The organism is Flavobacterium sp. (genome assembly GCF_031537875.1).
Classification (GTDB): Bacteria; Bacteroidota; Bacteroidia; order Flavobacteriales; family Flavobacteriaceae; genus Flavobacterium.
On record NZ_JAVKNB010000015.1, the window covers coordinates 39,854 to 50,582 of the forward strand.

The 10,729-nt window shown below is 38.6% G+C and carries 3 protein-coding genes; all 3 read left to right on the forward strand.

Annotated elements, in window-relative coordinates; translation table 11 throughout:
* Positions 1-8 precede the first annotated feature (8 nt).
* On the forward strand, positions 9-851 hold the full coding sequence (locus tag RMR09_RS10170) for a glycine rich domain-containing protein (protein ID WP_310595691.1): 843 nt from the start codon (positions 9-11) through the stop codon (positions 849-851).
* Between the two features lie 752 nt (positions 852-1,603).
* On the forward strand, positions 1,604-10,558 hold the full coding sequence (locus RMR09_RS10175; RefSeq protein WP_310595692.1) for a gliding motility-associated C-terminal domain-containing protein: 8,955 nt from the start codon (positions 1,604-1,606) through the stop codon (positions 10,556-10,558).
* 30 nt (positions 10,559-10,588) lie between these two features.
* Positions 10,589-10,729 (forward strand): type IX secretion system membrane protein PorP/SprF (locus tag RMR09_RS10180; RefSeq protein ID WP_310595693.1); only part of this gene is annotated, 141 nt, incomplete at its 3' end.

The following is a 10,729-nucleotide window of genomic DNA, read 5'->3' on the forward strand; positions in this document are numbered from 1 at the left end:
CACACAAGATGAATCAAAATAGACTACTTTCTCTTTTAGTTGTTTTGTTTTTTAATTGGAGTTACGGTCAGTTGAACTCTCCATTTATTCAGATGAAACCAAAACTAGTAAATTATACCCACAAAGACACCTTAATTTTTACAGGAGCAGCTCAATCTTGGATAGTACCTGCTAATGTCACTAAGATTTTAGTAGATGCTTATGGTGCTCAAGGTGGTGACAAGAATACTACAGCGGGCGGTTTTGGCGGTAGAATGCAAGCCATTATTAAAGTTACTCCTGGCGATACCCTTCGCATCATGGTAGGCGGAAAGCCTTCAGGAATTTCGGCCGTATATGGGAATGGTGGGAATGCAGGAACGAATACAACCGATACTAGCAATCAGTCAGCAGGAGGAGGAGGAATGACAGCCTTATTTCGCAATTCGATTGACATGGCTAATGTGTTGTTAGTTGCAGGGGGCGGCGGTGGAGCAGCAACTGGCAGGATTGGAGGTCACGCTGGAGGGCTAGTGGGTAGCGTTGCGGCCTTTGACGACACCAGAGGAGGTAAAGGAGGCACGCAAACTGCCGGTGGCGCAAGAGGAAGTGAATTAGATGGGCAATTTACTCCGCCAGCTGCAGGAGGATTAGGTTTTGGTGGAAGAGGAGGATCAATTACATTGAGTTCATATAATTCAGGTGGCGGTGGCGGCGCTGGTTACTACGGTGGTGGCGGTGGAGCTGGCGGCGGCACATATTATGGAGCTGGTGGCGGTGGCTCTTCGTATGTTTTTCCAACTAATACAACAAGTATTAAGTTTTATACCGCCTCTAATACCGGAGATGGTAAGATGATTATTTCGTATTAATTTTTATTTTTTTGATGGTAATTCAAGAAAGTACCATGGTATATTTTATTTCCCTATGATCGTCAATATATCCTAGTGTACTATTGTTGTTTAAGTACTATTAGGTTGTCATCAATCACATTATACAATTCGATGCTGTAGGACTATTCAAAAGAATAGTACTCTACAGCATTTTTGTTTATTGGACTTCATTCATTTTGTTCCTATTCGGCTTGTTCCTAGGATTACTAAGATGCATCCTAAAATGAACTAGTTTTTTTATTGTTTTACAACAGTTTAACTCCCACAAAACGAATATTTTAGGAACTTATTGCTACCAAAAAGCATTAATTTTTGTTAAAAAAATCTAAAAAAAGTAATCTTTTTTTAAAAACTTGTGATTTTGCAACTTTTTTATAAAAAGACTAGTTTATTTTTGCGAACATTTTTTAATTTAACACGGTATTTATTATAGTTTAATTATCAAGGATATAACGCTAAATTAAATACGATTCAATAAAAATAAATCAGTAAAAAGACAACAATATGATACAATCTAGTTAGTACTTGTTTCAAAAGACGGAATTGAAAGATAAATAGTAATATAGCTTTTGTTCCAAATTAAATTGATAATTAATTCAATTCAATACGAGTCCCCAAAAACAATCCCCAATCTGCCCTATTTCCCCAATCTATACACAAATGCTCTTTTGCTCCCCAAAAGAGATAGGATAAAACAAAATATGAAGAATACGATTTTTAAATGGAATAGAATGCTTAGAAAAAATGTAGCCCTAGCTATCTTTTTTCTCTTTATTTCTCAATTAGTTGGTGCGCAGTGTACTACCACTAATTTTACAGTTGCTAAAACCAATGCATCATGTAGTTCTAACGGAAAAATAACGGTAACCATACCCACCTCAACTGATTGTACGGGTTGGATAGCAGAACTCGTTAAACAAGGTGGAGGGGGTTCTTCTTCAGTAAATTTTCCTGTTACTGGGGGTGCTATAGATTTCAATTCTTTAGGACCCGGTAATTACGATTTGAGGCTAACTAATGGAACCACCTCTATTAACTACTCTGGGAATCCCATAGCGATTACTTCCAATTATGTGGATATGACTTACAGCTTTTCTACAGCTCCTCCTAGTTGTCCTAACTCCTCTGATGCTACTGTAACAGCTACTATCGGCGCAGGGAAGGGTACAGGGCCTTTTGTGTATAAATTGACTAGAGCAGATGGAACAGTGCTTACTTCTACGCCACAAGCATCGAGAACTTACACATTTACTGGTTTGAAAGGAAACGAAAATGTAAGTTTGGCGATTACAGATCAAATTAACGGCGCGGCAGGATGTGAAGTAACTGTTTTTAGACCTTCTTATACAACTGCCAATCAAACTTTTGCAGGATTGGCTTTTAATGACGGGGTTCGTGCTTTTAATTATTATAGAAATTGTTCGAATACATCCAGTTGTGGGACTATTGACTTAGTTGTTAACTTATCTAATGTTACCCCAGCTCGTAAAGCAAAATTGGATGAAAACCCAATGAACGCTAAAATTAAATTAAACGGGGTTTTCTATCCGCTTACTTTGGCTGCCTACAGTTCATCAAGCGCAACGGCGCAATACAAATACGACCGTGTGGCAACAGGTGGGCCTATACTAGTACACAACATGTCGGTTACGGCTACATTCGTTGATATTTGTGGTGATTTAACCGCTAATTCTAGAGTTTATATGTCAGACAATTATTTACATGTTTATCCTCTTCCATTCAACGATCCAGCTACCTGTACCACTAAATATGCACTTAGGGTGGAAACTTTTTGGGATGATATTAATTTCCGGTCGATTAATTTTTGCAAACCCAATACGTTAAAAATTCAAAGAAGAGTGAGTGAAAATCCAGACTATTATGTAGACGTTACATCCGCTGAAATTTCCCCAATGCCCAATGCCAATTCGAATCCACTTAGTTTGGGTTATACTAACCAGAATGCGATAGCTTGGGGTAGGGCCGAATACATTTTAAACCAACCAGGAAGGTATAGAATAGTAGCCAAAGACGATTGTCACGAAGTAGAACGAATAGTTGATGTTAACCAAGCCAATCCGTTATTATATGGTGCTACAGTGTCTGAAGGAGCTTCGACCTTACAAGGGACTTCGGCTATAAATATAAGTTTTGGTACCATTACCTATAAGTCACCCATTAATATCAAGATAACTAGAAAAGATGGGGCAGAGCTTAAAGAAATTAATGCAACAGGCCCTCTAGGTTTAGGCGGGACAAAGTATGTTACTTTCCCTATTAATGCAGTATATACGTTTACTGATAATGTGGCGCGTTCGTATACAATCTCTGACTTGCCTTTAGGCGAATACAATATTGAGATGAGCAATGGTAGTGGTGGATGTCCCGCATTACCAACTCCCGTTATAAGAACCATAAATCTTACAAGAGGGGCAGAATATGCAATGTTAGATGGGAATAACAGTACTCAGGATACTCCAGTTAAAGTAGAGTTGGGCTGTTTAGGCTCTAGTAAAATTATTTTTAACATGGGTAAAAATGCCTATGCGAACTCCTCTGGAAGTACAGAGTTATGGACAGCAACTCCTCAAGGAGCGCCCATTGCTTATATTGGAAGTGCAGGTGATTTAGGAAATGGAACCACCTCATTATCGGGTACATTTAGTAATTTATTTCCTGGAAATTATTTGGTTAGAGTCAAGAATATTTATGGTGGGTACTCACCAGCAGAAGCTTCAGTCAACAAACCCGCTTTTGGACCTTGGGATTATAGTGTATCGGTAACAATTCCAGAATTTACCCCTTTAAAAACCCAAACATCTACCGTATTCTGTAATTCAAACGATCCGAATAGTGGGATTATCAATGTGGAAATTACGTCTGGAACGGTTTCCTATCCATTGTTTTTTATTTTATACGATGCGGCAGATGTCAATGCTGAAAATCCATTAGATGGAGTAGAGATAGGAGAAGAATATGCAAGTGTTAATATCCGTTCATTTTCTTTTGAAAACAGACCCCAAGGGAATTATTTTGTAAGAACCTCTACCCCATGCTATGCTGTAGACAGTAATGTAACGGTTTCTACCTCAGGGAATGTTCCTACGGCCCAAACAGAGAATAGTACGATTTGCCAGGGGTCACCGGCTACTTTATCGATCTTTACAACTAAAGATTTATATACTGTTACTTGGACTAAAAAAAATGATAGTACAACAGTTGGAACAGGGTCTTCCATAATTGTGACACCTAATGTTACGACTACCTACACTGCGCATTATCAGTTAAAATCAGAATATAATTGCGGTTCTACTCAATACGAATCAGATGTAACCGTGACTGTTTTGCCTCTAAACTTGAATATTGATGTAACCCCTACTCAGCTAGATTTGTGTGGGAATACTTCTCCATCTATTACGGTTAAAAACTCGACAACAGGATTCAACTATGAAGTGGTAGACACTAATGGTAATTCCTTTACTCCAGTACTTAAAAAATCAGGAACAGGGTCGGACTTGGTTTTTAACTTAACAGGATATTCATTGACACCTGGAACTAATTTAAAGATCAAACCTACAAGTACGAATCCAAATGCTTCGTGTACCGCAACTTTAGACAAAGTAGTTGCTATAGTGGCGGGTTCTAAACGAGCTGATCTAACTGTTACAGGAAGTTCTGTTTGCCCTAATATAGACGGAACTATTACAATATCAGGGTCAGAATCGGGAGTAGAATACGAAGTTTTGCGTTCCAATGCATCTTTAGCACCAGTGCTCAAGAAAACAGGAACAGGAGGTAATTTGGTTTTCACGGTGCCTGCTAACCAATTACTTGGAGCTTCTACTGTGTTTACTATTCGAGCTACTAGTACGAATTGTACCCCAGTACTATTACAAAATACAGCAGAAATTATTGTAAATGCTGCACCAACAGCTGATGCAGGGGCCGATTTTACTAAAACCTGTGCGCAAAATCCAAATGGCACAAACATTGGAATGCAAGCTGAAGCAGGCAATACTTATGCATGGACAGCGGTACCAGCAGCTAGTTTGTCTTTATTATCCAGTTCTACAGTTGCCAATCCAAATGCCAATCCAATTGCACCCACTGAATATACATTGACCGTTACAGGAGCCAATGGATGTAAAGCCTCTGATAAGGTTAGTGTTACAGTTAATTTAGCAGCGCCAACAGTTAATTTGGGAGCTGATTTTAGTATTACTTGTACCACAAATCCATCCGGAAAAACTCTAGGCAGTACGATTACAGGAGCTACTTATAAATGGAGCATTCCAACCAATGCTAATTTAGCCACTACTGCCACTTTACCCGTTAATCCAAGTGAAACAACAACCTATACATTGGTTGCAACCTATACGAATACGGGCTGCTCTGCGACAGATTCTGTGATAGCTACAGTGGATAAATCTCGACCTACTGCAGATGCGGGGACTGATTTTACTAAAACATGTGTAACTAATCCTTCTGGTTCAACAATAGGAGCAACTGCAATTGCTGGCCAAACCTATTCTTGGAGTCCTACTTTAGGGCTGTCTAATCCTTTAGCTGCCAATCCAAACGCCAATCCAACCGCAACCACTACATATACAGTAACAGCGACCAAAACAGCGACAGGTTGTACCACTACCGATGCTGTTGTGGTAACAGTGAATACCACTGTGCCAACGGCAAATGCAGGTACTGATTTTACAAAAACCTGTATTTCAAACGCTACTGGGGCTACTATAGGAGTTGCGCCAATAACAGGAATTAGTTATTCATGGAGCCCAACAACAGGTTTAAGTGATGATACAATTTCTAATCCGAATGCCAATCCGTTAGTCACAACGGAGTATACGCTTACAACCACGAATAACGCTTCTGGATGTACTCTTACAGATAAAGTAATGGTAACTGTTGATAAATCAACAATACTTTCAGATGCGGGGACTGATTTTACTAAAACTTGTTCTACGAATGCAGGTGGTAAACTTATTGGTACTACAGCAGTCTCAGGTGCTAGTTATTCTTGGAGCCCTACTACCGGATTAACCAATGCAACTACGGCTAATCCAACAGCCAGCCCAATGAATTCCACTACTTATACGGTGACTACTACTAAAACAGCCACAGGCTGTACGTCAACTGATTCAGTGGTCGTTACGGTAGATACCACAGTTCCTTCGAGTTTAACATTAGAAGGAATAGATCAGCCTAGTTGTCTTACTGATAAAGGAACAATTAGAATAAATACTACAGGTGTTTCGACAGATAGCTATAGCATTAATGGGGTTGATTATCAATTAAGTCCTATATTTACTGATATACTTCCAAATACTTACAACATTACAGTAAAAAGTGGGACTAATGGATGTGTTAGTAATGCTATTGCAGCGGTTGTTAATCCTCAACCTCCAATCCCATCTACTCCTTCAATAGTAGTGAATGGAGCTACCACTTTTTGTGAAGGGGGTTATGTAGATTTAGAAGGCCCTATTGCTCCAACAGGTGACACATACACCTATCAATGGTTTACTTCGTCAGGTGCAATACCAGATGGAACAACAAGAATTTATAGAACCACACTTCCAGAAACCTATACGTTAGTTGTTACAAATAGTCACAGCTGTTCTAGTCCCGCTAGCGCAGGAATTCAAGTAGAAGTAAATAACAATCCTGTAGCTACCATAAACAATGGAGTAGCAATCGAATTTTTAAATTGCACCAATACTTTAACACTTACAGCGTCGGTAGGCGCTAGTTACCAGTGGGCATTGGATGGTGTTTTACTTGCTGCACCACAAGGAACAGCAAGAATTTTCACTGCTACTACTCCAGGTTCTTACTCGGTAACAGTTACTGAAAATAGTGGGTGTGTAGCAACATCTCAACCTACATTATTAGTTCCTCCACCAACTATCCAACCCACTAGTTTAGAGACTTGTGCTGGTAATCCAATTATTTTAAATTCTAATGTAACTAGTTTTACAGATCCTGTATACCAATGGAAACGTAATGGTGTAGCTATTGTGTCAGGGGGTAACAATGCAAATTATAGTGCCTCTCAAGATGGTGATTACACGCTTCAAGTTACTGAACGAAATAACTCAAGTGTAACAGCTACTTCTTGTGGTGTGAGTGTGACTATTAATCCTTTACCAATCGTAAATGCAGGATCTGATTTCACTATTACTTGTACTGCTAATACAACAGGACGAACCATTGGAGAAAATCCAGCATCTGGGTTTAGTTACTCATGGAGTCCTTCAACAGGATTGTCAAATGCTGCGATCGCTAATCCTATTGCTAATCCATCAGCTACTACAACTTATATTCTCAGAAAAACGAATACCGCAACAGGTTGTTGGTCAGAAGCAAACATAGTAGTTACTGTAAATAAAATGGCTCCCAATGCACAAGCAGGAACTGATTTTACAAAAACCTGTATCAATTATACATCGGGTAACGAAATTGGTGTTCCTGCCGTTTCCGGAGTCACCTATTCTTGGAATCCTTCTTTAGGATTGTCTGATGCATCATTGTCTAATCCTATTGCTAATCCGTCAGCTACTACAACTTATACTTTGACTACTACTAAATCTGAAAACGGTTGTACAGCCACAGACACTGTAGAGGTGATCGTAGATAGATCAGTTCCAGTAGCCAATGCGGGAGCTGATTTCACCAAAAATTGTTCTACTTATACAACTGGAAAACAAATTGGGGTGAGTCCAATTTCCGGAGTTACCTATTCTTGGACACCAAGCACAGGATTAGATAATACATCAATAGCGAATCCATTAGCGAATCCATCAGTGACAACAACTTATACTTTGACAGCGACTAAAACTACGACGGGATGTACAACAACAGATTCGGTAATAGCAACAGTAGATACTAATGTACCAATAGTGAGTGCTGGTTCTGATTTTACTATTACCTGCGTTAGCAATACATCAGGAAGAACCATAGGGGAAAATCCAGAATCGGGTTATAGTTATGTATGGAGTCCGTCAACAGGTTTGTCAAATACAAATAGTGCTAACCCAGTGGCTAACCCTACAATTACTACTACTTATACAGTACGAAAAACTAATAGTGCATCAGGTTGTTGGTCAGAGGCTAGTTGTACAGTTACTGTAAATAAAGCAACGCCTATTGCTCAAGCAGGTACTGATTTTACAAAAACGTGTGTCAACAATACATCTGGTAAGGAAATAGGAGTTGTAGGGGTAACGGGAGTAAGTTATTCTTGGTCTCCTGCTTTGGGATTGTCAGATACTACAGTTGCCAATCCAATTGCCAATCCAATTATTACTACAATTTACACTTTGACTACTACAAATCGTATAACAGGTTGTACGGCTACAGATTCTGTTGAGGTGGTTGTAGATAAAACCCTACCAGTTGCAGATGCAGGTTCAGACTTTACAAAAACCTGTGCTACTAATTCGACAGGAAAACAAATAGGGGTTACAGCTGTTGCGGGAGTTACCTATTCTTGGAGTCCGTCGGCAGGATTATCTAATGCCGCATTGTCTAATCCAATAGCTAACCCTACGGTAACCACCACTTATACAATAATAGCTACTAAAACTGCGACAGGATGTACAGCATCAGACTCGGTAACCGCAACTGTAAATAGCACTGCTAATCCGATTGCAACATCAGTGCGTTTAGATAACAATTGTCCTTCAGAAACAGTTGATTTAATGAGTGTTCAACCCAATGGAGCGAACGGAGTTATTTATGAATGGTGGACAGGGACTACCACCACCAGGGAAACCCAAATTACTAACATTACCAATTATAATACAACAGGAAATGTTTACTTATGGAGTAAAACTAGCGATGAATCGTGTTATAATGCTGAAGGTTCAGAAGTAGCAGTTGTGATTACACCTTGTTGTGCTGCTAATGTTGGTGTTATTCAAGAAAACAACCCTTTTTATTTACTTCATTATGCACCTGCAGATATAACTACCTTGGAACATATTAATTTTACCGAACCAAGTATAGTAAATTATGTTTTAGTTAATAATGTAGATGGAAAAATAAAACAAATTAATTCTCTTAAACCTGAATTTACAGCTGTGTTAGCTGGAGATTATACCGTTCATGCTTTGGTTTTTGGACCAACTGCTACTCCAACAGGAATTGAAATTGGGAATAAATTAGCACAAATACAACCTTTTTGCGGCACTACAGCTACATTTTCATTAACTGTGCTGTCTCAAGATTGTAGCTCAGCACCTAGTTTTAGTCAAACTATTTCCAATGCAAAACAATATGCACTTTTGGATTTAACTTCTGGGAATTTTGTTCAAGTAAACACTACAGGAGAGTTTACTTCTATTTTTACAGGAATACCTCACCAGATTATTGGATTTAACTATACCGGAACAGCTTCAGGAATTGTTGTTGGTGGAACAATAGCAGGTGTGTCAGCTTCAAATTTAGACATTACCGTTGGGATGGTCTTTACAGGTTGCGCACCAGTTACTACTCAAATAGATGGTATTATTTATAATGATGTAGATAAAAATTGTAATGATGAGAATGATACACAGGATGGATTACCAAGAAATACGATATACTTAAAATTATTAAATAGTAATAAAGAAGTAGTACAGGTTACCTCTACAAATGCAGATGCGTATTATTATTTTTCTTTTAATACGGATTTATTTGACGGGACTTATTCTATTATTGTAGATGATAATGCAAATATGACGGATTCAGTTTCTAATTATCCAAGTTCTTGGAAAGGAAATTCGCAAACATTTACAATTGAATTTGGGCAAATAGTAGAATATCTTTCAAACACGGCTAACTTTGTTCCGATGTGTATGCAGTCTGCTACTGAAAAACCAGCACCTAAAAGAACGCCTAATCTACAAGGGAATACGTATCATTTTTGCAAAGATGCAACGACATCAAGTTTAAGTGTTGATGCTATATCTGGAGCGGTTGTTAATTGGTATACTAATGCAACTGGTGGAGATGCTTCATCAATAGCTCCAACACCTAATACGACTGTTGTTGGAGTTAAAACCTGTTATGTGAGTCAGACCATTAATGGTGCAGAGAGTGAAAGAACTGAAATCAATATTGAAGTACATGCACTACCAGAACAACCCACTGTTATTTCTGGAGATGATTTTGTGGGTGCAGGAACTTCGCAAACCTATAGTGTAGTAAATGCAGCAAGTGCTTTAAGCTATAACTGGATTTTACCAAGCGATTGGACGGGTAGTTCTACAACCAAAGATATTAATGTGGTGGTTGGAAATAAATCTACTACTATTGGAGTTACGTCCATCTCTTCTTATGGATGTGTTAGCCCAATTCAACAATTGGATGTACGCGTAGTTATTGAGGATGATATTGAAGTGTATAATTCTATCTCACCAAATAGTGATGGAGATAATGATATTTTCAGAATTCGTAATATCGATTTTTATCCAGAAAACACATTAAGTATTTACAATCGCTGGGGGGTAGAGGTATATCATGTTAATAGTTACGGTCAGAATGACAACTTCTTTAAAGGATTATCAGATGGTCGTTCAACAGTGAGTAGGGATGTAGAATTACCAGAAGGAACGTATTTTTATACATTGACCTATAAAAATACAAAAGGGATCGAGAAAAACCTTTCGGGATATTTATATATTAAACAGTAATCCGTTTCCGAGAGGAATAAGAATTAAAACATGAAAAAAATAGTTTATAGTTTAATGCTTTTGTTAGGGCTGAGTGCTTCAGCCCAACAGGAGCCACAGTACACACAGTACATGTACAATCCATCGGTGATAAACCCGGCTTATGCGGGATCACTAGGATATGGTTCATTA

Bases quoted from the DNA above. Each gene is read 5' to 3' on its own strand.
- RMR09_RS10170 (WP_310595691.1), top strand. From the start codon at position 9: ATGAATCAAAATAGACTACTTTCTCTTTTAGTTGTTTTGTTTTTTAAT.
- RMR09_RS10175 (WP_310595692.1), top strand. From the start codon at position 1,604: ATGCTTAGAAAAAATGTAGCCCTAGCTATCTTTTTTCTCTTTATTTCT.